Source organism: Bradyrhizobium sp. 192 (assembly GCF_023100965.1).
In the GTDB taxonomy this organism is placed as follows: domain Bacteria; phylum Pseudomonadota; class Alphaproteobacteria; order Rhizobiales; family Xanthobacteraceae; genus Bradyrhizobium; species Bradyrhizobium symbiodeficiens.
The window spans coordinates 7,251,094-7,277,420 of the sequence record NZ_CP064690.1 but is presented as its reverse complement, the minus strand read 5'-3'; the positions used below and the strand labels follow the sequence as shown (position 1 = coordinate 7,277,420).

Genomic DNA, 26,327 nt, shown 5'->3' with positions numbered 1-26,327 from the left:
GCAAGCAATGATCCTGCCGCAGCCCAAGCGCCGGTTCTCGGTCGCGTCGCTATGGTCGGGATGTCTCAGCCATAAATGGTTCATCCTCGTGGTCGTCGTTCTTCTCGGCCTCGGGGGCTGGCAAAGCGCGCGGACGATCCTGGGACCGGCGATCGTCGTCGATCAGGTCAAGCGTGGACACCTGATCGAGACGGTGGTGGCGAGCGGCCATGTCGAGACGCCGTTCCGGGTGGAGATCGGCAGCCAGCTCACCGGCACGGTGCAGGAGGTGCTGGTGCGGCAAGGCGAGAAGGTCACCAAGGGGCAGCCCCTGATCTCGCTGGAATCGCGCGAGCTGAAAGCGAGCGTGGTGCAGGCGCAAGGCGCGGTGGCCCAGGCCGAAGCACGCATCAGGCAGATCGAGGAATTGACGCGGCCCTCGGCTGAAGAGGCGTTGACGCAGGCCAAGGCGACGCTGCTCAACGCCCAGAAGACCTATGACCGCGCCGCGCAGCTGGAACATAATGGCTATGCGACGCGCGCGGCCCTCGACGATGCGCAGAAGACGCTCGACGTCGCCCGCGCCCAGATGCGCTCGGCGCAATTTCAGGTCTACACGGCAAGCCCGGGCGGCAGCGACTATGTGATGGCCCAGACCCTGCTCAACCAGGCCCGCGCCAATCTCGACACTGCCGAATCCCGGCTCGATTACGCGACGATCGCCGCGCCCCGGGACGGCGTCCTGATCACGCGCAGCGTCGAACGCGGCACCGTGGTGCAGCCGGGCAAGGCGCTGCTGGTGCTCGCGCCGGCCGGCGATTCGCAACTCGTGCTGCAGATCGACGAGCGCAATCTCGGCAAGATCGCGCTCGGGCAGAAGGCGATTGCCTCCGCCGATGCCTATCCCGACCGGCGCTTTCCCGCCGTGATCACCTATATCAATCCGGGCGTCGACATCTCCCGCGCCTCGGTCGAGGTGAAGCTGACGGTCGCCGATCCCCCGGACTATCTGCGCCAGGACATGACGGTCTCGGTGGATATCGAGGCCGCCGCAAAGGACGATGCGCTGGTCCTGCCGCTGCGCTCGGTGCACGATGTCCTGTCGGGCGCCCCCTGGGTGCTCGGCATCAAGGACGGCCGCGCCAGCCAGCGACCGGTGAAAATCGGCCTGCGCGGCAACAGCCATGTCGAAATCACCGACGGCCTCGCCGCCGGCGACGTCGCGATCCCGCAGAATTCAGGCGTCCTGACCGGGCAGCGCCTGCGGCCCGTGCTGCCATGAACCGCTGGCTGCCCTTCGAATGGACCATGGCGGTGCGCTTCCTGCGCGAGGGCCGGCTGCAGACCATCTTCATCATCGGCGGCATCTCGATCGGCGTCGCCGTCATCGTCTTCATGTCGGCGATGCTCGCCGGGCTCCAGGCGAACTTCATCAAGCGCGTGCTGACTTCGCAGCCGCAGATCCAGCTGCTCGCGCCGGACCAGGTCGCGCGCCCCTTGCGCAAGGGCGCAGGCGTACTCGAAGACGCGGTGGTGCAGCGCCCGAGCCAGCGGGTGATCTCGATCGATCAATGGCCGAAGATCGCGAACCAGATGCGCGCGATGTCCGAGGTCACGGCGGTATCGCCGACCATCCTCGGCTCGGTGCTCGTGGTGCGCGGCGACGCCAGCCGTTCCGTCACGCTATCCGGCGTCGAACCGGACTCCTATTTCAAGATCGTCAAGGTGCCGGACTATATCGTCGCCGGCGAGCCGCGCCTGACCAGCGAGGACATCATCATCGGCATCGAACTCGCCAAGGATCTCGGCGCCACCGTCGGCGACAAGCTCAACGTCCGCGCCGCGTCCGGCGCAACTCGCGTGCTGACGATCTCCGGCCTCGTCGATCTCGGCAACAAAGGCGTCAACCAGCGCATCTGCTATGCCGCGCTGCGCACGGCGCAATCGCTGCTCGGCATGATCGGCGGCGTCACCACCATCGATATCACGGTCACTGACATCTATGCGGCCGAGGAGATCGCGCAGCGCATCCAGGCCGCCAATGCGGTCGAGGCCGACAGCTGGATCAAGACCAATGCGCAATTCTTCACTGCGGTGCAGGCCCAGCAGAACACCAACACCCTGATCCGCCTGTTCGTCGGCCTGTCCGTCGCGTTCGGCATTGCGGCCGTGCTGGTCGTCTCGGTGATCCAGCGCTCCAAGGATATCGGCATCCTGCGCGCGATGGGCACCTCGCGGGGACAGGTGCTGCGTGTGTTCCTTGTGCAGGGCGGGCTGCTCGGTTTCGTCGGCTCGCTGTTCGGCGCGGCGATGGGCGTGTTCGCGCTGGTCTACTGGCACTCGTTGGCGCGCCAGGCCGACGGCACGGAACTGTTTCCCCTGATGCTGGAGCGATCCCTGTTCATCTACACGGCCTTGCTGGCCACCGTCACCGGCCTGCTGGCCGCGATGGCGCCGGCTGTGCGGGCCGCGAAGCTCGATCCGGTGGTGGCGATTCGTGGCTAGCGAGATCCTCCGCCTCGAGAACGTATGCAAGGCCTACAATGTCGGCCTGCCGACCGAGACCGAGGTCCTGCACGACATCGAGCTCAAGCTCGACCATGGCGAGTTCCTGGCGCTGATGGGTCCATCCGGCTCCGGCAAGAGCACGCTGCTCAACATCGTCGGCCTGCTCGACCGGCCGACGTCCGGTCGTCTCCTGATCAAGGGACAGGACACGGCCGCGCTCGGCGACGCCGAAATCACCCGGCTGCGCGGCCACACCATCGGGTTCATCTTCCAGTATCACCTCCTGATCTCGGCCTTCACCGCGCGCGAGAACGTCATGATGCCGATGCTGGCCGATCGCGGCTTTCCCAGTGCGGAGATCGAGGCGCGGGCGGACCGCCTGCTGGGGCAGGTCGGGCTGGAGAAATTCGCCGGGAACCTTGCCAACAACATGTCGGGCGGTCAGCAGCAGCGGGTGGCGGTGGCGCGCGCGCTCGCGATGAGCCCCGACCTCGTGCTGGCGGACGAGCCGACCGGCAATCTCGACACCAGATCGGCCGATGCCGTGTTCGAGCTGATGCGGCAGGTCAACCGCGACAGCGGCACGAGCTTTCTGCTGGTGACTCATAACATGGACCTGGCGCGGCGCTGCGACCGTATCATTGAAGTGGTCGACGGCCGTATCCGGGCCTAAGGTCGTAAGGGCCGCCCCACGAGGCGGATTTTTAGGGGATATCAAAGGCTTGGAGAGCGCTTTGGCCCCGAAAAAAGCCCGGTTCTTGCTTGCCTAGAGGGGCTGCTTCCTTTATCCGGTGGGACCGCCTCGCGTGCGAACGGCCTTGGGCCGGGAATTGGGCTGGGCGCAGGCATGATTCCGGAAAAGTGGGTACCAATTTTCCGTTCGGATCATGGCACCTACAGAGAAATCTTCGAAGGATTACCCGCGAATGGCCAATGTTGTCGTCGTCGGCGCCCAGTGGGGCGACGAAGGAAAGGGCAAGATCGTCGACTGGTTGTCGGAGCAGGCGGACATCGTCGTCCGCTTCCAGGGCGGTCATAACGCCGGCCACACGCTGGTGATCAACGGCAAGACCTACAAGCTCGCGCTGCTGCCCTCGGGCGTGCTGCGCGACCAGAAGCTGTCGGTGATCGGCAATGGCGTGGTGTTCGATCCCGCCGCCTTCCTCGACGAGGTCACCAAGCTGCGCTCGCAGGGCGTCGCCGTCTCGCCGGAGAATCTGCGCGTCGCCGAGAACGTCACGCTGATCCTGCCGCTTCACCGCGAGCTTGATGCGCACCGTGAATCCGCCAATGCGGCGACTGCGATCGGCACCACCCGCCGCGGCATCGGGCCTGCCTATGAAGACAAGGTCGGCCGCCGCGCCATCCGCCTGATGGACCTCGCCGACCTCGACACGCTCCCGCACAAGATCGACCGGCTGCTTGCCCACCACAACGCGTTGCGGCGCGGTCTCGGCCTGCCCGAATTCGACGGCAAGGTGATCTTGAAGGAGTTGAGCGCGCTGGCGCCGGAGCTGCTGCCCTATGCCGAGACGGTATGGCGGTTGCTCGACATCAAGCGCCGCGAAGGCAAGCGGATGCTGTTCGAGGGGGCGCAGGGCGCGCTGCTCGACGTCGATCATGGCACGTATCCCTACGTCACCTCGTCCAACACGGTGGCGGCGCAGGCGGCGACCGGCTCGGGCCTTGGCCCCGGCGCGGTCGGCTATGTGCTCGGCCTGTGCAAGGCTTACACCACCCGCGTCGGCCAGGGCCCGTTCCCGACCGAGCAGGACAACGAGACCGGCCGCCGGATCGGCGAGCGTGGCCGCGAGTTCGGCACCAATACCGGGCGGCCCCGTCGCTGCGGCTGGTTCGACGCCGTGCTGGTCCGCCAGGCGGTCCGCACTTGCGGCATCAATGGCCTCGCGCTGACCAAGCTCGACATCCTCGACGGCTTCGACACCATCGAGGTCTGCACCGGCTACAAGCTCGACGGCAAGGAGATCGACCATTTCCCGGCCGGCGAGGGTGCCCAGGCCCGGGTCGAGCCGATCTACGAGACCATCGAGGGCTGGAAGGAGCCGACCGCCGGGGCGCGGTCCTGGGCCCAGCTGCCGGCCCAGGCCATCAAATATGTCCGTCGGATCGAGGAATTGGTGGGGTGCCCGGTCGCACTGCTTTCCACCAGCCCCGAACGTGAGGATACTATCCTCGTGCAAAACCCGTTTGAGGCTTAACGATCTCTTACCAGGACGCGCGTATAATTGAGTTGAAATGGCTGATTACTATCCGCTGATCGCCCGCGCTATTGCCGCCCTGGACCCCAACGCTCCCGGCGAAAGCCGTCGCGCGCTCTATGAGCGGGCGCGTACGGCGTTGATCGCCCAGCTGCGCAGCGTGCAGCCGCCGCTCTCCGAATCCGAGATCACCCGCGAGAGGTTGTCGCTGGAGGAGGCCGTCCGCAAGGTCGAATCGGAGGCCGCCCAGCGCGCCCGCGAGGCCTCGCGCCCTGGTGGCGGCGCCCGCAGCGGCAGTAGCGGCGACGCCTTTCGCCGCGCCAGCACCCGGGCCGCCGAAGGCGCCCCGGCTGCGGCTGCGCCGGCCCCGCCGCGCACGCGTCCGGCCCCGCCGCCGCCGCGCGCCGACCGTCCGTCCTTCAACGTCGATGATCCGAGCGAGGCTCCGCGTCCGCCGCGCGCTCCCCGTTTCGACGCCCCGCGCCAGCCGGGACCGTCCGCCCCGCCCCCCGCCCCCCGCCCTCGATGCCGGAGCCGGCGGCCGGACGCGATCGCGCCGGTGCGCGTCGTCCGCCCGATGTCGGAGCTCCGCCGGCGCTGCCGCCGGCACCGGGTGTGCGCGGCTTCCGCGACATCACGGCCGACGCCAATGATCTCGGCGGCGCGGCCGCGCAGGCCAGCCGCGCCGCCCGCCGCACCTATGCCAACGTGCCCTCGCCCTCGCCGGAATTCGACCGGCTCGAGCCGAGCCTGGAAAACCGCGCCGGCGAGCGGGATGCGCCCTATTCCTACGACGAGTCGATCGAGGAGGCCGAGCGCTACGCGCCGCAGCCGCAGCCGCAGCCGCAGCCGCCGTCGCCGCGTCCGCGCATCGCGCCCGAGCGCGATGCCAAGAAGCGCGCCCGCACCCGTTCCGCCTTTCCGTTCAAGAGCGCGATTGCCGTCGGCATCGTGCTGATCCTCGTCGGTGCCGGCATCCTCTGGGGCAAGCAACTGGTCCAGACCGCGACCAATTTGTTCAAGTCCTCGCCGACCCAATTGGTCGAAGCGCCGAAGGATCCGTCCCAGCCGCAGAGCAAGCCGAAGATTCCCGATCGCGTCGGCCAGCCCTCGGCCAGCGACCAGCCGGTCGCGCCGGTGGCGCAGAAGGTCGTGCTCTACGACGAGGATCCGTCCGATCCGAAGGGCAAGCAATATATCGGCTCGGTGGTGTGGCGGCTGGAGCCGATCAAGGCCTCGGGTGCCCAGAAGGCCGACGTCGCCGTGCGCGCCGACATCGAGATCCCCGAGCGCAAGTTCAAGATGACGATGTCGTTCCGCCGCAACACCGATTCGTCGCTGCCGGCGAGCCACACTGCGGAGCTGACCTTCATCCTGCCGCCGGATTTCCCGGGCGGCAGCATCTCCAACGTGCCGGGCATCCTGATGAAGTCGAACGAGCAGGCGCGCGGCACGCCGCTCGCGGGCCTCGCGGTCAAGGTCACCGACGGCTTCTTCCTGGTCGGCCTGTCCAATGTCGACGCCGACCGCTCCCGCAACGTCCAGCTCCTGAAGGAGCGCTCGTGGTTCGACGTGCCGCTGGTCTATGCCAATCAGCGCCGCGCCATCATCGCCATCGAGAAGGGCGCCCCCGGCGAGCGCGCCTTCAACGACGCCTTCGCGCAGTGGGGCGATTAGGTCTACGCCGTGAGTCCTCGGCCTGCATGGTTCGAGACGCCCGCCTTGGCGGGCTCCTCACCATGAGGGTTTGATGTCTCGCCGCGACACGAGACCTCATCCTGAGGGCCCGCCCATCGGGCGGGCGTCTCGAAGGATGGCCGCAGGCTCTCTCTTTCCTACTGCGCCGCCGCTTCCCGCTTGCGCGATGTCGTGGCTGCGTGCTCGCGGTCCATCACGGCGCGGCAGCCGGGGCTGACCTCCGCTCTCTTCTGCACCATGCAGGCCCTGACCCTCGGAATGTCGGGGATCTCACTGGAGCACAGCCGCATCGCATCGCCGGTGCACATCTGCTGCGCTTCGGACGAGAAGGCGAGGCCGGGTGATGTCTGGAGTGCGAACGCCGTGGTGGCGAAGGCGAACAGCGAAACGATGGTCCTGTAGCGTGTCATGAAGAATGCATCCCCGAGTTCCGTGGGTTGAACCACTTTGTTTTGGGGCGCCGCACGCTGCTTGATCTGCCGCATGTCACAGCCTTCACGTCGGGACCTCTGGTCCCGCATGTGGTCGCTCGATTTCTTGATTGCTCGAATCGAAAAGTGCTGCGCCGCCCGAGCGAAGTATGCGCCATTGTCGCGTGGCTGCAATGGCAGGCGCAAAGGAATTTGCAATTGTTGCGTGAACGTCACGCAACAGGCGCGTGCACGCGATCAGATCAGTCGTTCGGAGGATGCGCTCGCCTGTTCCTCGTCGCTCGCGCCGAGCGCGGCGGCGTGTTCCTCGACAGCGGTGGCGCCCTTGGCGGTGAGTTCGAACAGATCACCGTCCTTCATCACGTAGCCATCGGCGATGAGCTCGCCGATCTTGCCGTGACGGTCGTCGGCAAAGGCAACGGATTGGCTGATGTCCCGGAGGATGGAGAGTTGTTCGTCGCGTAGCATGGCTTCACGCTCCATTCGCCGGGACGGTGCCGGTTCTCACATGCCGTGGCTTCGAAACACCTTGTTGCATGACTTCGACAGCTTGGCCCGGTTGGCTTGCAGGCAGCCCTGCACGGCCAGGTCGTTGCCGAGGTCCTTGCGGCAGAAGCGCGATGCGTCGCGCGAGCAGGCCTTCTGCTCCTGCGGCGTGCCCATATGGCCTTGCGCGAAAGCACGTGGCTCCAGGAAGACGGTCAGGGCTGCCAGCGTGATCGTCGCCAGGAGAATTTTGCGGGCCATCGGCACTCCAATCTTCCAAAGTTAAATTCGGGTCCTGTCTGAACTCGTCGTCCTGCCTCTTGTTCCCACAAAGGCCGAACCGCACGCTATTCAAGGTTCCCGCGGCGCTGCTATAATCAGCGAAGACGTGTGAGGTGTTTGATGAAACGCTATCTGGTGTTTGCGCTGGTCGGCCCGTTCGTCGGCGGGTTCCTGCTGCTGCTGACGACGACCTATCAGTCCGGCTATTGGGCCCAGACCAATCTCGGCGAGGTCGGCAAGCTGTTCGCGGTGTTCTTCAAGACGCTGCAATACAGCTATCTGTTTGGCTTCCTGCCTTCGCTGATGATCGGCGCGATCGACGACATCCTGGTCCACATCAGGCGGATCGGCCCGGTCTTGCGGATGCTCCTGGTCGGCCTGTTCGCCTTCGTGCTGGCCTCGCTCACCTACAGCTCGCGCGGCCCGGATTCGGGCGCGGTGCAGTTCATCCTGTATGGCCTGGTCGGGTTCGTGCCGGCGGTGATTTCGTCCTGGCTCGTGCATAAATACATCAAGGAGCCGCAGCCTATGCCGGCGCCGACCTGAGCGCGACGTTCGGGCGCGGCGCAGCAACTTCCGCCCCGTCCGCGCGTTCCCTGAAGGCCATGACCATGTCCGACGACGACATCCTTGCTCCGCGTAGATCCCGTTCGGGGAGTTCGCGCACGACCTCTTCCGGCCCGGAGGCGCGCGGGCCGATCATCGACCAGGACGGCCGGGAAATCCGCCCCGAAACGCTGGAGCAGAGCTTTCGCGAGTTCCGTTTCGAGCTCGGCAAGGACAATCCGTTCGCCGGGAGCCCGTTCGGCAATCTGACGCGCGAGCAGCGGATCGCGCGGCTTGAGGCGATCGCCAAGCTGCTCGACGTCGCCTTCATCCTGCCCGGCACCAACATCCGCTACGGCATCGACGGGTTGATCGGCCTGATCCCCATCGTCGGCGACATCATCACCACGGCGATCTCGCTGTGGCTGGTGCGCGAGGCCCGCGCGCTGGGCGCGCCCTGGTATGTCACCGCTCGTATGCTCGGCAACGTCGCGCTCGACGGCGTCGTCGGCCTGGTCCCGTTCGCGGGCGACGCTTTCGACGTCATGTTCCGCGCCAACATGCGCAACGTGCGTCTGCTCCGCCGCTGGCTCGACAAGCAGCCGCGGATGTGAAGATTCTAGAATTTTGAGAAGGTGATCGAGCGTCGGTCTCGGTGCACCTCTCCCGCTTGCGGGAGAGGTCGGCGCGGAGCGCCGGGTGAGGGCTTTCACCTCTTGGGGGTTCTCGATCGTGGAGACACCCTCACCCCAGCCCTCTCCCGCAAGCGGGAGAGGGAGAACTAAGCAAGCAAAAAGCGCGACAGCCTTTCGGCCATCGCGCTTTCTGCACACATCGGGCTGGGCGAAAAGCTTATGCCGCGTCGGCGTCGGTCTCGGCAGCCACGGGCTCCGGCTTGCGGTGGCGCTCCAACGGGAAGGCTTCGCTCTCATAGAGGGAGCGGATGCCGTTCTGGTCGAAACGCGCTTCCTCGACCTGGAGATAGGCGCCGTTCAGCGAATCCGTCGGCAACTGCTCCATCGCGAACTGCACGGCTTCGGCCGCGGTGCCGAAGCGGCGATAGGTGAACCCTGCGCGCTTCTTCTTGCGGATCGCAGCGGGGAAGAGTTCGGCGGAAGTGTTGAAGTTGAACGGACGCAGTGGACGCATGGTCAAAGACCTCGTGATCTTCTCTGGGGCTTTAAGCGCGTGGGGTCTGGGAGGGCAGGGGCCGCAACCGAGCGAGCCCGCCGCACATGCCATTTTCGTCCCCTAATATAGGCCGATTTGACAAAAATGCGACCCCCGCGATGGGAGATGATGAATCCGCGCATGGCAGCCCCGCGGATGAAATTAGTCTATTATTTCCAATGACTTGTATGGCTTACAACTTGCCAAGAAGCAGCAGGACGACCAGCACCACCAGGACGACGCCGCCGATCCCCATGCCGGAATGGCCCAGGCCATAACCGTAACCGCCCACGCGGCCGGACAGGCCGCCGAGCAGATAGATGATCACCAGGATGATCAGGACGGTCCCGAGTGACATGGCATCCTCCCTGGCGGCCGCCAGATGCGATGATCGGACGCACCGCCAGACAAGAAAAGCACATCGCGCGGCCGGGTTCCATGTCGGAACCCGGCCGCGCGCAGCGTTATTTCGGCTCCAGCTTCAGCGCTGCCGAGTTAATGCAGTAGCGCAGCCCGGTCGGCCCGGGGCCGTCGGGGAAGACGTGGCCGAGATGGCCGCTGCATTTGGAGCAGAGCACCTCGGTGCGGATCATGCCGTGGCTGACGTCGCGCTCCTCGTCGACATGGCTCTCGACCGCGGGCTGGGTGAAGCTTGGCCAGCCGCAGCCGGAATCGAACTTGGCGTCGGATTCGAACAGCATATTGCCGCAGCCGGCGCAGACATAGGTGCCGGCGCGGTGGTCGTCCTCGTACTCGCCCGAGAAGGGACGCTCCGTCGCCTTCTCGCGCAGCACCGCGTACTGCATCGGCGACAATTCGCGCCGCCACTGCTCTTCGCTCTTGATGACCTTGTCGTCCGTGGTTTTCATTTTGGTGTCGGGCATGGGTCTCCCGTTTGTTTCGGTGATCTCGCGATCAGTTGGTGGCCTTGCTGGCACTCACCAGCGTCGGCTTTTCAATGTAGTTATCGGCGAACAGCTTTTTCAGGTTCTCGACCTTGGGCAGGTCGTTATAGGCGATGTAGGGCTGGTTCGGGTGCAGCGTCAGATAGTCCTGGTGGTAGGCCTCCGCCGGGTAGAACGCCTCCAACGCGCCGACCTTGGTCACGATCGGCTTGCTGAAGACCTTGGCGCCGTTGAGCTGGGCGATATAGGCCTCCGCCACCTTTTTCTGCTCGTCCGAGGTGGTGAAGACGGCCGAGCGATATTGCGTGCCGGTGTCGGGGCCCTGGCGGTTGAGCTGGGTCGGGTCGTGCGCCACCGAGAAGTAGATCTGGAGGATCTTGCCGTAGGAGATCTTCTTCGGATCGTACTTGATCTCGACCGCCTCGGCATGGCCGGTCCGGCCGGTCGAGACCGTCTGGTAGTCGGCGGTCGCCTTGGTGCCCCCGGCATAGCCGGAGACCGCGTTGACGACGCCCGCGGTGTGCTGGAACACGCCCTGCACGCCCCAGAAGCAGCCGCCGGCGATCACGGCGGTCTGGATCCCGCTCGCAGGTGCCGCATCCATGGCAGGGGCGGGGATCACGACCGCATCCTCCGCAGCCCGGGACGGCGTGGCAAAGGCAAGCGCAAAGGTGAGCGAAAGGGTGGTGGTTGCGGCGAGCAGGGAGGCGAGGGCAGGTCGGCGCATGGCGGATCCTCTTTCGGAAGGTCTGACAGTCTAGGGCGGTCGGGGCCGGACGAACAGTTGCCCGGCGGCGTTTTCGCACCATCCGAGGTACGGACGCAGCCGCCGATTGTTACGGCCGGACGGACACGAGTCCGTGAAATGAGCCGTGCGGGATAGCGCCGACGGCTTGGCGAGACCGGGAACTCCAAGCTAGATGAACCGCGCGCCGACTACCGCGCTGCCGCCTATTCGCTGACGAAGTTGAAGCTGGTCGACAAGGGCTTCTCCAACATCGAGCCCGGCGCCGGCTTCATGGTGGTCTACGCCGCCAAGCATGGCGAGGCCGCGATGGACGGCGACGGCAGCGCCAACAGCCCGTTCGCCACCGCGCTCGCCCGCGAAATCAGGCAGCCTCGCATCGAGATCCGGAAACTGTTCGACATCTTCCGCGACGACGTCTGGGCCGCGACGAAGCACGGGCAGCAGCCGTTCACGTATGGCCCGCCGCCGGGCCGCGAGGATTTTTATTTCGTCGCGGGGAAGTAGCCGCGCGTCGGTTCACACCATCGAATTGAACCAGTCGAGCACGGTGGACTGTCCGTTCAACACGGCGCTGTTGCCATAGAGGCTCGCCAGGAACGTGACGCGATGGCTTGCGCCGTCAACCGGAACACCGTCCGCGAAATGTCCGCCGGCGGCGATCGCCGGCTTGACCAGGCGCGGATGCAGCGCCTCGTCGGCCAATCCGTAATAGAACCGGATCGGGGAATCATAGTCCCAGAAGGTCGCGCTGTTGTCGCCGAGCTGGCGCAGCAGTCTGCTGTTGGTGTTCTTGGTGAAGCGATCGAAGAACCCGTCCGTCAGCAAATCGCCAGCCGGCGGAACGCTCTTGGCGGTCTCGCCCTCCAGGCTGTAGTCGACCCAATATTTTTCCGCGAACGCCTGATATTGCGGTTTGATGGCCGTGGTGAACAGATCGCTCAATCCATAATACCGGCGGTAGCTTCCCACCAGGACGATCAGGCAGGGCGTGATCCAGGCCGGAGGCATTGGATAGGACGGCTCCGTAGAGGGAATATAGGATGCCGGGTTGACCCAGTAATGGAAGCTCTCGGCGAGATTGTTGAACGGGCTCTGGGCCGCGGTTGCGGTCACCTTCATGCCACGGCGTTGCATCTCCTGCTTGAGCCATTGCGTGTTCAGCGCGCCTTGCGACCAGCCGTTCAGGAACAGCGCCGATTGCCGCAGGCCGAGCGCTTTCAGTTCGAGCAGACTGGCATCGAGAACGTCGAGGCAGCACTGCACCGTGGCGCCTTTCACCGCGTAGGCTTCGCCGCGACCGTTGCGATACGGACCCTTGCCGATATAGTCGGCGGCGATGACGGCATAGCCGTTGCCGGCGAAGCGCTGGATGTTGAACAGCGTTTCCAGCGAGTCGACATTGTCGCGGAGCTGGTAGCCTTCGTCGCCGAGCCGCAGCAGGTTCGAAGGAACCTGATCGAACGACAGGATCGTGCCGTGTTGCCAGGACAAGACCGGCAGCGCGCCGCTTCTGCCGACAGGGATTGCGACGAGCGCGCTGACCTTCACGCGCTCTCCTGTCTCAGGCACATGCGTAGAGGTCACGATGCGCCGCAGCTCGACGTCGTAGCGCGCGGCATGCTTCTCGGAAAAGTCCTTGGGCAGGCTGTCGCGTTCGTTGAACACGGCATAGAATTTCGCCGCCAGCTCGTTGAGGCGTTCCTTCGAAACCCGCACCGGCTTGCCCGGCTGCGATTGCGCCGCACGACGCGGAGCGGATAGCACCATCCCTGGCGCTGCGACGGATGCCGCGAGCGTGCCGGCCGCGATGCTTGCCGATTTCAGAAACGAGCGACGGCTCGCGCTGGAGATATCATCGGGCGCGTCGCGGGTATCGGTTCTTCGTTCAGCCATGCGCGTCCCCCTGCCGACTGCGCAGTGATACATCGCAAAGCCTAGAGCATTTTCCAACCTGTCGGAATCGGTAGGGGATTCCCTTGCGAGGCAAATTGTGATTCACCCTGAGGGCTGGTGATGGAGGCCAGCCCCCATGGCTAAACCGCTGTCGCCGGACCTTCGCATTCGTATTATTCGGGCTGTGGAAGATGAAGGCATGAGCCGTCGGGGCGCCGCTGTTCGGTTCGGCGTGGCGCCCTCGACAGCGATCGAACTGGTTGGCGAGTGGCGAAGGACCGGCGCCTGTGAGGCGGGAACGCAGGGCGGAGACCGGCGTTCAGCTCGGATCGAGGGTCACGCTGCGGAGATCCTCTCCCTGGTCAAGGTTACGCCTGACATGACGCTGGCCGAGATCGCTGACCATCTCTTCAAAGTCCACGGCGAGCGTTTCGTGCCGAGCGTGATCTGGCGATTCTTCGATCGTCGCAACATCACGTTCAAAAAAAACATCGCACGCCAGCGAGCAGGATCGGCCGGACGTGGCCGCTGAACGCGCAGCGTGGAAGGCGTCTCAGCCTGAGATCGGCATCCATCGGTTGGTGTTCATCGACGAGACGGGGGCTTCGACCAAAATGGCGCGGCGCTACGGCCGTTCGCCGTACGGCCAGCGCTGTGTCGCCGCGATCCCGCATGGTCATTGGAAGACGACGACCTTCGTCGGCGCGCTTAGAGCGACCGGTATGACCGCGCCGATGGTCCTCGACGGCCCCATGGATGGTCCGGCGTTCGAGGCTTACGTGACGCAAGTCCTGGTACCGACACTCAAGCCCGGCGACATCGTGGTGATGGACAATCTCGCAGCACACAAGCGGACCGAGATCGCCATCGCAATCGACGCGGCGGGCGCTCAGCTCCTCTATCTCCCGCCTTATTCGCCCGACCTCAATCCGATCGAAATGGCCTTCGCAAAGCTCAAAGCCGCCCTGCGAAAGGCCGCCGCCAGATCAATCCAGGCTTTGGACAATGCTATCGCCCTCACCACAGCCGCCTTCACCGCCCAAGAGTGCCTGAACTTCTTCGCCGCGGCAGGTTATGATCGCGCCTGATCAGAATCTGCTCTAGCGCTTGGTGAATGTGTCTGCCCGGTCCGGGCTAGGGTATCACACCACGATACTCAGCCGCTTCGCCGCCCGCGTAATCCCGGTATACAGCCACCGTGCTCTGGATTCCTGAAACGCAAAGCTCTCGTCGAACAGCACGACGTCGTCCCATTGCGAGCCCTGCGATTTGTGCACGGTGAGCACGTAGCCGTAGTCGAACTCGTCATAGGGCTTGCGCTGTTCCCAGCCGATCTGCTCGACGCCACCTTCGAAGCAATCGGCGCGCACCGAGACCTTGGTCACCTTGTGGCCGAAATCCTCGTCCGGCGACAGCCGCATTGACAGGATGCGTGATTTCGAGCGCGAGGGGTTGCGCGACTTCACGCGCCACAGGCCGCCGTTGAAGAGGCCTTTCTTGCGGTTGTTGCGCAGGCACACCAGCTTGTCGCCGGCGACCGGGAAAACGTCCTCGATGTTCTGGCGCTGGCGCACCCGCATGTTGTAGGCGCGTCTGGTGTTGTTGCGGCCGACCAGGACCTGGTCGGCGCCCATGACGCGATCGGGATCGAGCTCCTTGCGCGAGACCACCTCGCTCTCGCCGTAGCGGCCGATGTCGAGCTCGCGTCCCTCGCGCACGTCCATCGACATCCGCACGATCGGATCGTCCTGGGCCTGGCGGTGCACCTCGGTCAGCATCGCATCCGGCTCGGTGTTGGTGAAGAAGCCGCCGCCCTGGATCGGCGGCAGCTGCGCGGGATCGCCCAGCACCAGCAGCGGACAGTCGAACGACATCAGGTCGCGCCCCAATTCGGCGTCGACCATCGAGCATTCGTCGATCACGATCAGCTTGGCCTTGGAGGCCGGCGCGTCGTCCCACAGCTCGAAGCTCGGCTGCTCCTCGCCGGATTCGCGGGCGCGGTAGATCAGCGAGTGGATGGTGGAGGCGTCGTCGCAGCCCTTGTTGCGCATGACGAGGGCGGCCTTGCCGGTGAAGGCGGCGAACTTCACCTCGCCGTCGACGCCGTCGGCGATGTGCCGGGCCAGCGTCGTCTTGCCGGTCCCGGCGAAGCCGAACAGGCGGAACACCGGCGGCGTGCCGTTACGGCCCGGCTTGGCCTTGAGCCAGTCGCCAACGGCCTTGAGCGCGGCATCTTGATGCGGGGTGAAGGTGGCCATGTCTGTCTTGAGAAGGGATCCGGCGATTCGCCGCTTCTCGGAAACTAACCATTGCGGCCGGCCGTTCAAGCGGCGGACAGGCCGTCCTGCCGGTCCTCGGCTATTTGTCGATCCGGTCGTGCAGTTGCCAGAATCGCAGTGTGCGCTCGGCCGTCGCGGGGGACAGCTTGGCGAAATCCGTGCCCGCGAGCTTCAGGGTGGCCTCGTCGATGCGGTACTTGGCCGGACGATTGCAGAGGATTTTTTCGACCGTGGGCCAGCCGAGGCCTGCCGATTTGCAGGGGATCAGCACGAGATCGGCACGCGGCCCTTCCAGAACCTTCGCTATCAGCTCGGTCGGTGCGCTGTTGTTGAGAAGCCCGAGCGCGGCGGCAACCTCGTCGAATCTCTTGGTTTCCGCGAACCGGGCGATGGCGGCATCATTGAGTTCGTTGAGGCCCTTCATCCGCTTGACGGCCGCTTCAGCAAGGTTGAAATCCCGCTTCGGCTCCGGCGGCGCCGCCTTGCTGGTGATCGCGGCGAGGATGCGCTTGATCTCGGCCTGGAGCTCCGGCGGAGCGATGGTCGCAAGGCGCGCGCGCACGGCCTCGGTCGCGCGCTGCAGCAGGTCGCGAAGATACTTGAGGGGAAGATCGATGCGCAGGCCGAGCGATTCGGCGAGCGCTTCGTCGGCTTCCGCGTGCGCGATCATGCAGCCATAGCCTTCCTCGGAAAAGCGGGCCGTCGTGTTGTCGGCAAGGCGGCGGATGACCTTGCGCTCGCCGCGCTCGACCAGGACGTCCGTGACGACCTCCGGCAGGTCGGCGCGGCCGGAAATGGCGAACAGGTGATCCTGCCCCTTGGCTTTCGCGATCTCGACCAGCGTCGGGGTGCTCAGGCGATTGGACTCGGTCAGCACCTTGCCCGCGACGGCGATCTCGTCGTCCCAGGCGAGGCGTTCGAGCACGCCGGCGGGTGCATAATCCAGCGGTGCCAGACGATCGCCAAGCTCGGCCCTGACGCGACTTTCCACCCGCGTCACCAGATGCGAGAGCACATGATCGAAGACCTCGACCTGATCGTCGCTGAGGCGCTGCCCCTGGTCGAGAAACAGGTCCGTGACCCGTCGCAAGGTCTCGATCCGCTTGGCCGAGGAGCCGTTACGGACGGCATCTTCGAGCTCGTCGATGATGGAATTCGTCTGCTGCTGCATCATGCTCTTCTGGCCATCGCAGTAGGACTTGGGACAGCTTGCGTCGCGAGCATGATCGGCCCTGTGGTTTAAGCAGGGGATAACGCAGTGGTATAATGAAACTGCCGAATGGAACTTTCGCTATCAGAATTCGGCGTGTCTGACGTCGTCCGCTCGCCGCGCCCGGCGAGCGGTGTGCCAGGAGCGGAGCTTACTGCCAGCCCGGAACGCCGCGCATGTCGGGCAGCTGATGGGCGATGCCCTTGTGGCAGTCGATGCAGGTCTTTTCCTTGGTGAACAGGAAGCGCTGGTGGGCGACCGAGGCGCGCGGCGACTGCTTGGTGATGTCCATGGAATCGGCGCTGTGGCAATTGCGGCATTCCAGGGAATCGTTGGACTTGAAGCGCGCCCACTCATGCGCGGCGAGTTCGAGGCGGTGGTCCTGGAATTTCTCCCGCGTGTTGATCGTGCCGAAAATCTTGCCCCAGACTTCCTTGGAAGCCTGCATCTTGCGGGCGATCTTGTCGGTCCAGTTGTGCGGCACGTGGCAGTCCGGGCAGGTCGCGCGCACGCCGGAGCGGTTGCTGAAATGGATCGTCGACTTCAGCTCGGCGAAGACGTTGTCCTTCATCTCGTGGCAGCCGGTGCAGAACTTCTCGGTGTTGGTGATTTCCAGCGCGGTGTTGAAACCGCCCCAGAAGATCACGCCGGCAACGAAACCAGCGAGGACCAGGGTGCCGAGCGCGAACACCGAGCTCGGCCGGGTCAGCACCCGCCAGAGCTCCAGCGCAAAGACCCAGCTTCGCGCGATGACGCCGCGCTTGGTTTTCAACTCCGGATTGGGCCCGTCAGCGGTCGTCGTCATCGCCGTCCACCGGGGCTCGAGCGCGACAGCAGCGTGTCGATGTCGGTGAAGTCGTTGCTCACGGGCGGCGTGGTGACGTTCTGCGGCACATGGCATTCCGTGCAGAAGAACCGCCGCGGCGAGACCGAGGCCAGGAACTGGCCGTCACGGTCCATGAAATGCGTGATCGAGACCATCGGCGCCTTTGATTCCGCGATGCGTGCCCGCGCGTGGCAGGACAGGCACTTGTTGCCGTTGAGGTCGACCTGGTAGCCGTCGATCGAATGCGGGATCACCGGAGGCTGCTCCGGATAGTTGCGCACCTCCCGTTCCGACGTGTTGCGCATCGGCGTCATCGGCGGCGCCGGGCCTTCGTCGTTGAGCGGGGTCGGGCCGCGCAGGCCGGAGGTCAACGTCTGCGCGGTCAGCGAGCTGACGCCCGCGGCGATCACGACCGCGAGCAGGGCGATTGCTGTTCGTTTCATCATGACAGGTTCACCCGCTCGATACGGACGGCGCACTTCTTGTAGTCGGTTTGCAGCGAGATCGGATCGGTGGCGTCCAGCGTCACCTTGTTGATCAGCTTGGATTCGTCGAACCACGGCACGAACACCAGCCCACGCGGCGGCCGGTCGCGGCCGCGGGTCTCGACACGGGCGCGGATGAAGCCGCGGCGGGACACCACCTTCACCTCGTCGCCGCGCCGGATCTTCGCGTCCTGCGCGTCATCCGGATGCATGAAGCAGACGGCCTCGGGGAACGCCTTGTAGAGCTCGGGTACGCGGCGCGTCATGGTGCCGGAGTGCCAGTGCTCCAGCACGCGGCCGGTCGAAAGCCAGAACGGATACTCGCCGTCGGGCGATTCCGCCGGCGGCTCGTAGGGCAGCGCGAAGATGCGCGCCTTGCCGTCGGGATGACCGTAGAATTGCACGCCGGTGCCGGACTTGACGTAGGGGTCGCTGCCCTCGCGGAAGCGCCACCTGGTTTCCTGGCCGTTGACGACGGGCCAGCGCAGGCCGCGCTCCCGGTGATAGGTGTCGAACGGCGCGAGGTCGTGGCCGTGGCCGCGGCCGAACGCGGCGTATTCCTCGAACAGGCCCTTGTGGACGTAGAAACCGAACGCCTTGGACTCGTCGTTGAGATAGCCCGCCTCGATGTCGGAGACCGGGAACTTGTCGACCTGGCCGTTCTTGTAGAGCACGTCGAACAGCGTCTTGCCGCGAACGTCCGGCTTCTTGGCGATCAGCTCCTCGGGCCAGACCTCCTCGACCTTGAAGCGCTTGGAGAACTCCATGAGCTGCCAGAGATCGGATTTCGACTCGCCGGGGGCCGCGACGAGTTGATGCCAGAATTGCGTGCGCCGCTCGGCATTGCCGTAGGCGCCTTCCTTCTCCACCCACATCGCGGTCGACAGGATCAGGTCGGCGGCAAGCGCGGTGACCGACGGATAGGCGTCCGAGACCACGATGAAATTATCGGGATTGCGGAAGCCCGGATAAGTCTCCTCGTTGGCGTTGGGACCGGCCTGGAGGTTGTTGTTGACCTGCACCCAATAGGCGTTGATCAGGCCGTCCTTCAGCATCCGGCTCTGCAACACGGCGTGCGCGCCAGGCTTGTCGGGAATGGTGCCCTCGGGGAGCAGCCAGAGGTGCTCGGCCTTAGTGCGGTGCTCCTTGTTGGTCACGACCATGTCGGCCGGCAGCCGGTGCGAGAAGGTGCCGACCTCGCGCGCGGTGCCGCAGGCCGAGGGCTGGCCTGTCAGCGAGAACGGGCTGTTGCCGGGCGAGGAGATCTTTCCGGTCAGGAGGTGGATGTTGTAGATGAGGTTGTTGCACCAGACGCCGCGGGTGTGCTGGTTGAAGCCCATGGTCCAGAACGAGACCACCTTGGTCTTGGGGTCGGCATAGAGCTCGGCGATCGCCTCCAGCCGGTTCATCGGCACGCCGGACATCTCGGCCGCCTTCTCCAGCGTGTACTCCGAGACGAACTTGACGTATTCGTCGTAGGTCATGTCGGTGGAGTCGTTGGCCTTGGCCGCGCCGGTCGCCTTCTTCTGCAGCGGATGCTCCGGCCGCAGGCCATAGCCGATGTCGGTCTGGCCGCGCTTGAACACGGTGTGCGCGGCAACGAAGTCCTTGTTGACCCGGCCGGTCTTGATGATGTGGTTGGCGATGGCGTTGAGGAGGTAGAGGTCGGTCTGCGGCTTGAAGATCATGCCGATGTCGGCGAGGTCGAACGAGCGGTGCTCGAAGGTCGAGAGTACGGCGACGCGGACATGCGGCGCGGAGAGCCGGCGGTCGGCCACGCGCGTCCACAGGATCGGGTGCATCTCCGCCATGTTGGAGCCCCACAGCACGAAGGCATCGGTGGCCTCGATGTCGTCATAGCAGCCGGGCGGCTCGTCGATGCCGAAGGTCCGCATCATGCCGGCGACCGCGGAGGCCATGCAGTGCCGCGCATTGGGATCGATGTTGTTGGTGCGGAAGCCGGCCTTGAACAGTTTCGAGGCGGCATAGCCTTCCCAGATCGTCCACTGGCCGGAGCCGAACATGGCGACGCCGTTCGGGCCGCGCTTCTTGATCGCCTCCTTCCACTTCACCTCCATGATGTCGAAGGCTTCGGTCCAGGATACCGGCGTGAACTCGCCGTTCTTGTCGTACTTGCCGTTCGTCTTGCGCAGCATCGGCTGCGTCAGGCGGTCGTGGCCGTACATGATCTTGGAGAGGAAGTAACCCTTGACGCAGTTGAGGCCGCGATTGACCTCGGCCTTGGTGTCGCCGTGGGTGGCGACGACGCGGTTGTCCTTGGTCGCGACCATGACCGAGCAGCCGGTACCGCAGAAGCGGCAGGCGGCCTTGTCCCATTTCAGTTCGGCGACGTCGCGCTCGGCGACGAGGTTCGCGGCGAGCGCCGGCACCGGCATGCCCGCGGCGGCGGCCGCGATCGCGGCGGCCTCCAGTTTCAGCATCTGGCGGCGGTCGAGCTTTGGCGATGTCATGATGGCTCTTCCTTGCTCAGGCGGTTTCGATGGCGTGGAAAACCAGCGCCGCGGAATAGACGTCGGGCAGCGACTGGATGGTGTTGAGCAGGGTGCCGAGGCTGCCGGAATCCGGCGCCTCGGTCACGACGATGAGCTTACCGCGCGGATCGCGGCCGTGGATCTCGCAGCCGGCAAGGGCCGTGATCGCGGCTTCGAGCTCGGCGAGGCGCTCGGGGCGCGCCTGCACGATGATGCTGGCGATCTCGCAGCCCGGCGGAGCGACGACCGGGTCGGCACTGAGCACCCGGCCGGTGATCAAGGCGCGGCGATTGAGTGTGGCGTTGGCCATGATGCCTGTCCTTCGTTGTCGGGATCAATGCGGGGAGGGCGGCGGGCCAGGAGGGCCGGCAAACATCTGGTAGATCCAGACGCCGAGGCCGTAGCTGCCCACGGTTCCGACCGCGAGGACGGGCATCACGACCGCGGTCAGGAACAGGAAGGCGAAAATCTCCATGCGCTTACGGCGCACGCGCGACATCGCGTCGTCAGGGGCCGACATATTCGGTCTCTCAAAATGTGATGGGAATCGGGACGGCATCCGGGCCGTTGCCTTGCTGCATTTTAGATGCAGCCGCGCCGCTGACGCGTTGATCTGGATCAAGCCGCGGGCCAGCACTGATGTCGCAGCGCTGCGCAAGGCAAGGCAGGTGTCCGCCGCCATTCGCGGCAAGGGAATCAATCTCCCGCGTGGCGGAATTGTCGCTCCGTAGACAGCGGCGCCTCGCGCATTAAGATGAGCCCAACCATAAAAAACGGGGAGAGCGACGCCATGAAGTTCGGCATCTTCTACGAGCTGCAACTGCCGCGGCCCTGGGTGGCCGGCGACGAGCTCGCCCTCTACCAGAACGCGCTGACGCAGATGGAGCTCGCCGACCGCCTCGGCTACGACCACGCCTGGGTGGTCGAGCATCACTTCCTCGAGGAATATTCGCACTCGCCCTCGCCGGAATCCTTCCTCGCCGCCGCCAGCCAGCGCACGAAGAACATCCGGCTCGGCCACGGCATCCTGCAGCTCACCACCAACCATCCGGCGCGCGTCGCCGAGCGGGTCGCGGTGCTCGATCTGCTCTCGAACGGCCGCTGCGAATTCGGCATGGGCGAGAGCGCCTCCATCACCGAGCTGACGCCGTTCGGCCGCGACATGGAGACCAAGAAGGAAGTGTTCGAGGAGGCCGTCGCCGCGATCTTCCCGATGTTCAGGGATGCCGGCTCCGAACATCACGGCAAGTATTTCGACATCCCCTTGCGCAACGTCGTCCCAAAACCCGTGCAGAAGCCGCATCCGCCGCTGTGGATGGCGTGCTCGCAGCTGCCGACCATCGAGCGCGCCGGCCGCCACGGCTTTGGTGCGCTCGGTTTCCAGTTCGTCAGCGCCGACGCCGCGCATGCCTGGGTGCACGCATATTACAACGCCATGACCAAGCGGCTTCATAAGCTCGCCGACTACCAGATCAATCCGAACATGGCGCTGGTGTCGTTCTTCATGTGCGCCAAGACCGACGAGGAGGCGCGCGCCCGCGCCGACGGCGCCACCTTCTTCCAGTTCGCGCTGCGCTTCTACGGCGCCTCGCAGAACCGCCAGCGGCCTGCGCCCTACACCGTCAACATGTGGGACGAGTACAACAAGTGGAAGCGCGACAATCCGGAAGCGCAGGAGGCGGCCTTGCGCGGCGGCCTGATCGGCTCGCCCGAAACCATCCGCAAGAAGCTGAGGCGCTTCCAGTCCTCGCATATCGACCAGGTCATCCTGCTCAACCAGGCCGGCAAGAACAGCCACGAGCACATCTGCGAATCGCTCGAGCTGTTCGGCCGCGAGGTGATGCCGGAATTCCAGAACGATCCGGCGCAGGAGGCCTGGAAAAAGAGCGTGATGAGCGGCGAGATCGAACTGGAGGAGATCGACACGCAGGCGTTCACGGACCGCTACGGCAAGCTTGCGATCAACGTTCCGCCGGCCAAGGCTGCGGCGGGCTAAGACAACCTCCGCAGGTCTTCCCAGCCAGATCTCTGGCCGACATGAGACCCGCGGCGGGACGTCACTTGGATTCACGTCCCGTCTGAAAGTTCTGAGCGGCTCCGTTCAACGGATTCCATTGCACCCGACCATCGGAAGCGGACAGGTTCAGACCTCCGCCGGTCCCGTAGAGAACCATGTGACCCGAGCTGGCGGCGTCGACGGCCAGCGTGGCACGGGGAAGTTTTCCGGCATTGAACATCGTCAAGGACGCATCCTGATGATCGTTCAGAGACAGCACGGCCCGGGAGCCCTGCTCCGCATCCAGGAGCGACACCGAAGGTGCACCATCCTGGCGCAGCCCGATGCTAAGACGCACCTTCTCGCGGCCATCGAACAACGAGATATGCGGCGTTCCCTCGGACGTGGATGAGATCAAGGCGACGATTTTGCCGGTGTCGTTGCGTAGGGCGATGGTTTCCACGGACAAGGTCTTGGTTTTGACCGCGCCGGCACTGACGGACGAGTGCCATAGGGATGTAAGGATCGCCGCAGACGCCATGATCGTAGCGCCGAGAACACTCCACCGCAGAGCCTTCAGCAATTGGTCCTGACGCTGGATATGCGATGCCAGATTTTCAAGCGTGGGTTCTGCCTTCGGCATTACCTTCCCCTGCGTTCGAGTATGCCTGAAAACCCAGGCGAGGGCCGATGCCGGGTGCGGATTCTACGCACCCGGCAGAATATGCCGGGGACAAACCGTCGAGACAGTCAACTCAGCGGCCGCCCGGAAGGTAGTTCCGCTTGCAAGTTTCGATGTTCTTGTTCCGGTTCGGGTAGTCGGCACCGAAGGCCCCCACGTATTTCAGGCAGTCCATGTATGACTTGTTTCCCATCCACCCGTATTGAGAGCCCCAGCCTGCTGCGGCCGGTGACAGGTGGGCGGATCCGAGGAGAGAGCCGAGCCCGATGAGGGCGGCGAAGAGAGCAAGGCGGGCGGTTTTCATGTGAGGGACCTTCTGTCTGGGCGGCGGGTTTGCGGCCACGATCCACAGTGCCGCAATCGCCTTGAACCTTCAGTGACCCACATCACCTGATGGACGTTGGCGGGTCTTTCCGGCCGCATGCACCGTCAGGGCTCAGAACCTTTTACAGGCCAACGCCGTTGACGGCAGTTCACCAGCGCCAGCGTGGTGAACGACGTCGTGCAATGCATCCGACGACCAGCGCCTTCCGCTGCGCGCCTCTTGCTGATAAATTTCGTCCAAAGACGACAGGGAGAGAAGGATGCGCCCTCACGGGACGCGCGCAAATCCGGCGGCTGGCGATGTCACCTCCGCGGTGCTTGCCATCGGCCGCCCCGATTTCCCAAATGTGCTGATCGACACGCTGCGCCGGCACGCCGATGTCGGCCATTGCATGGTGTTCGCGCTGAGCCGTGCCGGTGCCGCGACCTGCCTGCTCGATGCCGGCAATATTCCGACCGGCGGCGATCTCGGCGCCGCCTATGCCGGCCAGTTCCACGAATCCGATCCCAACCGCGATGCGCTGTTCGAAGGCGAGGGCGCTGCGCCAATCATGCTGCCGGCCTTCGCGCCGCGGATGTACGGCGCGCGCTACCGCAAGATCTTCTTCCACGATTCCGGTATCGTCGACAAATGCGCCACCGCGATCTGGATCGGCGACACCTGCTTCTACGTCAATTTCTACCGCATCACGACGCAGGGTCGCTTCAGCGCCGCCCAGCGCGAGCGGTTGCAGATGATCGCACCGGCGATCGGCGCCAGCGTGGCGCGCCATTTCCAGTCGAGCACAACGCCCTCGCCGTCGCTCGCGGAATTGCTCGCGACGCGCGCGCCACTCTCGAACCTGACGCCGCGCGAGCAGGAGGTCTGTTGCCGCATCCTGCTAGGTCTCAGCTCCGAGGCGATCTCGCAAGGCCTCGGCATCAGCCTGCATTCGACCCTGACCTACCGCAAGCGCGCCTATCAGCGGCTCGGCATCTCCTCGCAGAACGAATTGTTTGCGATTGTGCTGGGTTTGCTGGCAGGACCACACGGCCTGAATTGAGGCGGAGATGCCCGCTTCCGGAAGCAAGGTGGACGCCGGCCCGGATCGCCGCGGTTTCGTGCCGAACAGTCGAAGCCTGGCGCCTAGCGTTTCGTGGCGGGTAGGGGCGGTACCGGCAGAATAATTTCGGAGGCGATCTTCCAGTCCGCTCCGATGCGAAGCCAATTGATGATCATGAGAAACGGCTTCGCTGTCCCATCTTGCCCCGCATAAGAGACCGTGATGTTCATCGGCACGTAGGACTCGGCGACATCGCGCGTCAGCCCGACAACCTTGAGCTTCGAATAGTCTGGTTCGAGCACGACCGGGCCGGAACTGCCGATATCATGCAGTTTCCGATCAATCGCCTCGTTGCCCCAGAAGCCGGCCCAGTTCCCCTCGGACGGGATCGCGCTCTTCGCCACCAGCAGAGCGGAGGGCGATTGCCAGAACATGTCATGCAAAGCCTGGAAATCGTGCCTGTTGGCCAATTCCATGAGCGTGCCGAATTTTGATTTGATCGTGCTCAGCTCGGCAGAATCCAGCGGCTCCCCGGGCGATGCGGCTGCAGCGCCGGAGGAAACAGCCGACACCATGAGAATGGCAAGAAGCAACCTGTTCACCAGAACTCCCCTTCGATTGTTCGAGTATTCGTGTGGCGGCACATCTCGGCGCCTGCGGCATTGTGCGAACGAGATGAGATCACATTCGGTCGACAGAAACGGCATCGGAGATCGTCAGCCCGCGCATTCGCGCAGCAAGCTCGTCACTTTCGCATCCAGATCCCGGGCGACGGCAAGAGCTTCCGCGTTGGCATAATGCAACAGGTAACTCTCCATCTGGTCGTAAGACAGGTGCACGCCGTCGGAGCGTTCATCGACCAGGATGGTGACTGGGGCGTAAGATCCGGCATCGGGCACGTGCTTGACCATCTCCTTCATGATGAGTGGATTGCCGATGACAAACCGCATGATCCTGGGTGTCGCGGCCCCGGTTTCACGACGCAGAATGTCGCCCAGGTCGAACTCCGCGAAGCGCATGAGACCTGTACGGCCAAGGCCGCTCTTCACGACACGCTCCAGATCCCGGAATTCATTCGTCGCCCGCGTGGCTCTGAAAAATTCGTTCATGTCGGGCTGCCCCACCGCCGATCTGAGCATGGCCACCACCGCGTCGAACGGCTTTGAGCTCGTGACGCTGAAGCGCGACACCTGAATTTGCACGATTGTCATTCCATCCTCTTCAATGCTCTCAAGGCCCACGTCGGAGTCACGCTGCCGTAGACCGTGTGTCGAGAAACCTCCGGACGTGGTCGACGAAGATTTCGTGGTGCTGAAACAGGGCGCCATGACCTGAATCGGGATAAAGCACCAGCTGCGCATTGCGGAGTTGCTTGAACATTTCGTAGGCGTTGTCCGCGGGCAGCATCGTGTCATGGCTGCCGCTGACCACCAGGGCGGGCTGATGAATGGCGCGCAGAATCTCATGATCGGGATCAGGTGTGGCGCACCAGGTGATCAGGGCCTTGGCCTGCGGATCCGTCACCGCTTTGCCGTTATCGGTATCGCGATCGTCCGAACGCACTCTCGTTCGCTTGAGAAACGCCAATCCTGAAGCGCGGCTGGCGGAGGATTTGGTGAAGAACAACGGCAAGCGCGGGTCGGGCGCGTCCGCCTGGGAAAACGCGTCTTGCAGAACTGCCAACAAATGTTCCTCTCCGCCTCGCGGCGCAGTCGCTACAAGGATGAGCTTGCGGACCAGTCCTCCGTGCTCGGCGGCGATCTGCTGAGCGACGCAGCCACCAAGAGAAAAGCCCAACAGGTCGACCTCCGCGAGGCCAAGCGCGTTGATGAACTCGACCGCGTCTCGTGCCATCGCCGCGACGTTGTCGGGCGTTTGACCGCTCGAGCGGCCGACCCCGGCGTTGTCGAAGGCGATCACGGGGCGATCAGCGGCAAGGGAATTGACGACGGCGGGATCCCAGGCATCGATGTTGCCCGAGAAATGCTGCAGGAGAACGAGCGGGGTTCCGGTCGCCGGGCCCAGGCGACGATAGGCGAAGCGGATGGTGCGGCTTTCGACATAGCGGGTCGGTGCCGTTTCAAGCGTGGCACCATCGTGGCTGGGGATATCGAGTTCAGTCATT

General features: G+C 64.6%; 29 protein-coding genes and 2 pseudogenes. 11 read left to right on the top strand and 20 right to left on the bottom strand.

Features of this window, described 5'->3' with window-relative positions:
* Positions 1 to 7: 7 nt before the first annotated feature.
* The 5 genes and pseudogenes from IVB24_RS34165 (at position 8) to IVB24_RS34145 (ending at position 6,383) form a co-directional block, all read left to right on the top strand.
* On the top strand, positions 8 to 1,261 hold the full coding sequence (locus tag IVB24_RS34165; protein WP_247770883.1) for an efflux RND transporter periplasmic adaptor subunit: 1,254 nt from the start codon (positions 8 to 10) through the stop codon (positions 1,259 to 1,261).
* Positions 1,258 to 2,484, top strand: a complete 1,227-nt coding sequence (locus IVB24_RS34160; RefSeq protein ID WP_094976946.1) for an FtsX-like permease family protein — start codon at positions 1,258 to 1,260, stop codon at positions 2,482 to 2,484. Before IVB24_RS34165 ends, IVB24_RS34160 begins: the two co-directional genes overlap by 4 nt.
* A complete protein-coding gene (locus tag IVB24_RS34155) occupies positions 2,477 to 3,160 on the top strand; it encodes an ABC transporter ATP-binding protein (protein WP_166468179.1) in 684 nt (227 codons plus the stop codon). The genes IVB24_RS34160 and IVB24_RS34155 overlap by 8 nt, the downstream gene beginning before the upstream one ends.
* A gap of 253 nt (positions 3,161 to 3,413) precedes the next feature.
* Positions 3,414 to 4,706: an adenylosuccinate synthase gene (locus IVB24_RS34150; protein ID WP_094893469.1), complete on the top strand. Its 1,293-nt coding sequence runs from the start codon at positions 3,414 to 3,416 to the stop codon at positions 4,704 to 4,706.
* A 37-nt stretch (positions 4,707 to 4,743) separates the two neighbouring features.
* Positions 4,744 to 6,383 (top strand): annotated as a pseudogene (locus IVB24_RS34145) (hypothetical protein).
* Positions 6,384 to 6,541: 158 nt separating this feature from the next.
* On the opposite strand, the gene IVB24_RS34140 reads toward IVB24_RS34145, so the two are convergent.
* The 3 genes from IVB24_RS34140 to IVB24_RS34130 form a co-directional block, all read right to left on the bottom strand.
* Positions 6,542 to 6,814, bottom strand: coding sequence for a hypothetical protein (locus IVB24_RS34140; protein ID WP_247770877.1), 273 nt, complete (start codon positions 6,812 to 6,814; stop codon positions 6,542 to 6,544).
* Positions 6,815 to 7,072: 258 nt separating this feature from the next.
* Entirely contained in the window at positions 7,073 to 7,318 is a 246-nt protein-coding gene (locus tag IVB24_RS34135; RefSeq protein WP_247770875.1) for a hypothetical protein, read from the bottom strand.
* A 21-nt stretch (positions 7,319 to 7,339) separates the two neighbouring features.
* A complete protein-coding gene (locus IVB24_RS34130) occupies positions 7,340 to 7,582 on the bottom strand; it encodes a hypothetical protein (RefSeq protein WP_094976949.1) in 243 nt (80 codons plus the stop codon).
* 141 nt (positions 7,583 to 7,723) lie between these two features.
* On the opposite strand from IVB24_RS34130, the gene IVB24_RS34125 reads away from it, so the two are divergent.
* Both IVB24_RS34125 and IVB24_RS34120 read left to right on the top strand, forming a co-directional pair.
* Positions 7,724 to 8,149: a DUF5413 family protein gene (locus IVB24_RS34125; RefSeq protein WP_094976950.1), complete on the top strand. Its 426-nt coding sequence runs from the start codon at positions 7,724 to 7,726 to the stop codon at positions 8,147 to 8,149.
* A 59-nt stretch (positions 8,150 to 8,208) separates the two neighbouring features.
* Positions 8,209 to 8,763: a DUF4112 domain-containing protein gene (locus IVB24_RS34120; RefSeq protein WP_247770872.1), complete on the top strand. Its 555-nt coding sequence runs from the start codon at positions 8,209 to 8,211 to the stop codon at positions 8,761 to 8,763.
* Positions 8,764 to 9,001: 238 nt separating this feature from the next.
* On the opposite strand, the gene IVB24_RS34115 is transcribed toward IVB24_RS34120, so the two are convergent.
* The 4 genes from IVB24_RS34115 to msrA form a co-directional block, all read right to left on the bottom strand.
* Positions 9,002 to 9,298: a hypothetical protein gene (locus IVB24_RS34115; RefSeq protein ID WP_014439893.1), complete on the bottom strand. Its 297-nt coding sequence runs from the start codon at positions 9,296 to 9,298 to the stop codon at positions 9,002 to 9,004.
* Positions 9,299 to 9,512: 214 nt separating this feature from the next.
* A complete protein-coding gene (locus tag IVB24_RS34110; protein ID WP_166468182.1) occupies positions 9,513 to 9,677 on the bottom strand; it encodes a DUF3309 family protein in 165 nt (54 codons plus the stop codon).
* Between the two features lie 106 nt (positions 9,678 to 9,783).
* A complete protein-coding gene (msrB, locus tag IVB24_RS34105) occupies positions 9,784 to 10,203 on the bottom strand; it encodes a peptide-methionine (R)-S-oxide reductase MsrB (protein ID WP_247770869.1) in 420 nt (139 codons plus the stop codon).
* A 31-nt stretch (positions 10,204 to 10,234) separates the two neighbouring features.
* A complete protein-coding gene (msrA, locus tag IVB24_RS34100) occupies positions 10,235 to 10,951 on the bottom strand; it encodes a peptide-methionine (S)-S-oxide reductase MsrA (RefSeq protein ID WP_094976954.1) in 717 nt (238 codons plus the stop codon).
* Between the two features lie 240 nt (positions 10,952 to 11,191).
* Here msrA and IVB24_RS34095 point away from each other — a divergent pair.
* Positions 11,192 to 11,476 (top strand): annotated as a pseudogene (locus tag IVB24_RS34095) (caspase family protein); the annotation flags it as partial.
* A gap of 12 nt (positions 11,477 to 11,488) precedes the next feature.
* Here the strand turns inward: IVB24_RS34095 and IVB24_RS34090 are convergent.
* Positions 11,489 to 12,865 carry a lipase family protein gene (locus tag IVB24_RS34090; RefSeq protein WP_247770859.1) on the bottom strand — a complete coding sequence of 459 codons (1,377 nt, stop codon included), beginning with the start codon at positions 12,863 to 12,865 and terminating at the stop codon, positions 11,489 to 11,491.
* A gap of 136 nt (positions 12,866 to 13,001) precedes the next feature.
* Here IVB24_RS34090 and IVB24_RS34085 point away from each other — a divergent pair.
* Positions 13,002 to 13,953, top strand: a protein-coding gene (locus IVB24_RS34085; protein ID WP_247768038.1) for an IS630 family transposase whose coding sequence is annotated in 2 segments (ribosomal slippage) — positions 13,002 to 13,342 and positions 13,341 to 13,953 — 954 coding nt in all. Because the reading frame shifts where the segments join, the coding sequence is not laid out codon by codon here.
* Positions 13,954 to 14,007: 54 nt separating this feature from the next.
* On the opposite strand, the gene IVB24_RS34080 is transcribed toward IVB24_RS34085, so the two are convergent.
* From IVB24_RS34080 to napE, 7 genes are all read right to left on the bottom strand, one after another.
* Entirely contained in the window at positions 14,008 to 15,123 is a 1,116-nt protein-coding gene (locus IVB24_RS34080; protein ID WP_247770857.1) for an ATP-dependent RecD-like DNA helicase, read from the bottom strand.
* Between the two features lie 100 nt (positions 15,124 to 15,223).
* Entirely contained in the window at positions 15,224 to 16,318 is a 1,095-nt protein-coding gene (locus IVB24_RS34075) for a DUF2336 domain-containing protein (protein ID WP_247770855.1), read from the bottom strand.
* A 187-nt stretch (positions 16,319 to 16,505) separates the two neighbouring features.
* The gene (locus tag IVB24_RS34070; RefSeq protein WP_094976958.1) at positions 16,506 to 17,159 is read right to left on the bottom strand and encodes a NapC/NirT family cytochrome c; all 654 of its coding nucleotides are present in this window, start codon (positions 17,157 to 17,159) and stop codon (positions 16,506 to 16,508) included.
* Positions 17,156 to 17,626: a nitrate reductase cytochrome c-type subunit gene (locus tag IVB24_RS34065; protein ID WP_162308730.1), complete on the bottom strand. Its 471-nt coding sequence runs from the start codon at positions 17,624 to 17,626 to the stop codon at positions 17,156 to 17,158. The genes IVB24_RS34070 and IVB24_RS34065 overlap by 4 nt, the downstream gene beginning before the upstream one ends.
* Positions 17,623 to 20,136: a nitrate reductase catalytic subunit NapA gene (gene napA, locus IVB24_RS34060; RefSeq protein ID WP_247770853.1), complete on the bottom strand. Its 2,514-nt coding sequence runs from the start codon at positions 20,134 to 20,136 to the stop codon at positions 17,623 to 17,625. The genes IVB24_RS34065 and napA overlap by 4 nt, the downstream gene beginning before the upstream one ends.
* A 16-nt stretch (positions 20,137 to 20,152) precedes the next feature.
* Positions 20,153 to 20,467: a chaperone NapD gene (locus IVB24_RS34055; protein ID WP_094893481.1), complete on the bottom strand. Its 315-nt coding sequence runs from the start codon at positions 20,465 to 20,467 to the stop codon at positions 20,153 to 20,155.
* A gap of 24 nt (positions 20,468 to 20,491) precedes the next feature.
* Positions 20,492 to 20,677, bottom strand: a complete 186-nt coding sequence (gene napE / locus IVB24_RS34050; protein WP_094893482.1) for a periplasmic nitrate reductase, NapE protein — start codon at positions 20,675 to 20,677, stop codon at positions 20,492 to 20,494.
* 270 nt (positions 20,678 to 20,947) lie between these two features.
* On the opposite strand from napE, the gene IVB24_RS34045 reads away from it, so the two are divergent.
* A complete protein-coding gene (locus IVB24_RS34045) occupies positions 20,948 to 22,153 on the top strand; it encodes an LLM class flavin-dependent oxidoreductase (RefSeq protein WP_247770837.1) in 1,206 nt (401 codons plus the stop codon).
* A 61-nt stretch (positions 22,154 to 22,214) separates the two neighbouring features.
* Here the strand turns inward: IVB24_RS34045 and IVB24_RS34040 are convergent, their stop codons facing one another.
* A complete protein-coding gene (locus IVB24_RS34040) occupies positions 22,215 to 22,796 on the bottom strand; it encodes a hypothetical protein (RefSeq protein WP_247770834.1) in 582 nt (193 codons plus the stop codon).
* A gap of 112 nt (positions 22,797 to 22,908) precedes the next feature.
* A complete protein-coding gene (locus tag IVB24_RS34035) occupies positions 22,909 to 23,139 on the bottom strand; it encodes a hypothetical protein (protein ID WP_140481080.1) in 231 nt (76 codons plus the stop codon).
* A 280-nt stretch (positions 23,140 to 23,419) separates the two neighbouring features.
* Between IVB24_RS34035 and IVB24_RS34030 the strand changes: the two genes are divergently transcribed.
* Positions 23,420 to 24,202, top strand: a complete 783-nt coding sequence (locus IVB24_RS34030; RefSeq protein WP_247770833.1) for a helix-turn-helix transcriptional regulator — start codon at positions 23,420 to 23,422, stop codon at positions 24,200 to 24,202.
* A gap of 83 nt (positions 24,203 to 24,285) precedes the next feature.
* Here the strand turns inward: IVB24_RS34030 and IVB24_RS34025 are convergent, their stop codons facing one another.
* From IVB24_RS34025 to IVB24_RS34015, 3 genes are all read right to left on the bottom strand, one after another.
* Positions 24,286 to 24,804, bottom strand: a complete 519-nt coding sequence (locus IVB24_RS34025; protein ID WP_247770830.1) for a hypothetical protein — start codon at positions 24,802 to 24,804, stop codon at positions 24,286 to 24,288.
* Between the two features lie 114 nt (positions 24,805 to 24,918).
* Positions 24,919 to 25,413, bottom strand: coding sequence for a DUF302 domain-containing protein (locus IVB24_RS34020; RefSeq protein ID WP_166468190.1), 495 nt, complete (start codon positions 25,411 to 25,413; stop codon positions 24,919 to 24,921).
* Between the two features lie 37 nt (positions 25,414 to 25,450).
* Positions 25,451 to 26,326, bottom strand: a complete 876-nt coding sequence (locus IVB24_RS34015) for an alpha/beta hydrolase (protein WP_247770827.1) — start codon at positions 26,324 to 26,326, stop codon at positions 25,451 to 25,453.
* Position 26,327: the final 1 nt, after the last annotated feature.